Annotated in this window: 1 protein-coding gene; it reads left to right on the forward strand. The window is 38.5% G+C overall.

Annotation, left to right across the window (positions count from 1 at the left end):
• Nucleotides 1-322 (forward strand): hypothetical protein (locus G7034_RS10880; protein ID WP_166400986.1); only part of this gene is annotated, 322 nt, incomplete at both ends.

Consider the following 322-nt stretch of genomic DNA (forward strand, 5'->3'; position numbering starts at 1 on the left):
TGCCCTTTATTGAAGATTCTATAATCGATGATGCCGAAGGCTTTAGCTTTACCTACTTCGAAACTGAAACCGATGCCCAAAACAACGAAAACCCCATTGAAGACCCCGAGAATTATACCAATATTGAAACGCCAACACAAACTTTATTTGTTTTAGCCACCAACGAGGAAACGGGTTGCCAAAACATTCAATCATTTGATATAGAGATACTTGAAATCCCCCAAATCAACGAGCCTGAACTTTTTTCTGAATGTGATTTCTCTGAAGAACAACTCGGATTTACCGAATTTGATTTAACCTCCAAAATCGATGAAATTACCGG

Origin of the sequence: Psychroflexus maritimus (assembly GCF_011089875.1) — a bacterium.
In the GTDB taxonomy this organism is placed as follows: domain Bacteria; phylum Bacteroidota; class Bacteroidia; order Flavobacteriales; family Flavobacteriaceae; genus Psychroflexus; species Psychroflexus maritimus.